The organism is Mesorhizobium sp. WSM4816 (genome assembly GCF_055811535.1).
In genome coordinates this window covers 1-1,046 of record NZ_JBVVQR010000093.1, presented here as the reverse complement: position 1 = coordinate 1,046, position 1,046 = coordinate 1, and the positions used below count along the sequence as shown (strand labels likewise).

The 1,046-nt window shown below is 64.1% G+C and carries 1 protein-coding gene; it reads right to left on the bottom strand.

Features of this window, described 5'->3' with window-relative positions:
• Positions 1–13 precede the first annotated feature (13 nt).
• A protein-coding gene (locus AC0L3H_RS32925; RefSeq protein WP_473588243.1) for an IS630 family transposase occupies positions 14–957 on the bottom strand; the annotation gives its coding sequence in 2 pieces (ribosomal slippage) (positions 14–621 and positions 621–957; 945 coding nt in all).
• Positions 958–1,046: the final 89 nt, after the last annotated feature.

Below are 1,046 nucleotides of genomic sequence, written 5' to 3'. Positions count from 1 at the left end.
GAGCGCGTCCTGTTTAATCTGGGTCGTATCCAGCTGCCTTGAAGTAGTTGGCGCATTCGGCTGGGGTGAAGCGTTCGAGGATCGCGCCGACTGCGTCCCACAGTGCGCTGATTGTCCGCTCGGCCTTTGCCCGCATCAGCGCCTTGAGCTTGGCGAAGGCGTTTTCGATGGGATTGAAGTCTGGGCTATAGGGCGGGAGATAGAGCAGGCTCGCCCCCGCCGTCTCGATCGCGTCGCGGACGCCGGCGGCCTTGTGGGCAGGCAGGTTGTCCATCACGACGACGTCGCCGGGTTCGAGTGTGGGAACCAGCACCTGGTCGACATACGCCAGGAACACGGTGCCGTTCATGGCGCCGTCGTAGACGAAGGGGGCGGTCATGCCGGTCAGCCGCAATGCGCCGGTGAAGGTGGTGGTCTTCCAATGACCATGGGGCACGCCGGCCCGGCAGCGCTCGCCGCGTGGGGCTCGTCCGCGCAGGCGGGCCATCTTCGTCGACAGTCCGGTCTCATCGATGAAGACCAGCTTCGTTGGATCGAGGTCGAGCTGGCCGTCGAACCAGTCCCGGCGTCGCTTCAGGACGTCGGGGCGATCCTGCTCCAGTGCGTGCGCGGACTTTTTTTGAATGTCCAGCCGTGCCGGCCGAGCCAGGCGCTCAAGGCGCTGCGGCTGATCCGAAAAGACTGCTCGACCTCCAGACGCGCCACCATCTCGTTCAACGTGATGTCCTTGCGCTCCTCGATCAGCCCGAAAATGAAGGCGTCATGCGCATCCAGGCTGGACGCGCGGCGGCGGCCCTGCGGGCGCGGCGACAGTTCGCCGATCCTGGCCCGCGCAATCCAGCGGATCGCGCTCGATATGCCGACCCCAAACCGTGCCGCCGCCTGTCGGGCCGACATGCCGGCATCCGAAGCTTTCAAAACCCGGGACCGCAGATCCCCACTCAGTGCTTTTCCCATCATCCACCTCCATCAAGGTGGATGTTGAATCACCGGAGAAGCTCGTCGTCACATCACAATCGATTCATCGATCACGGGACGTGCTCTAG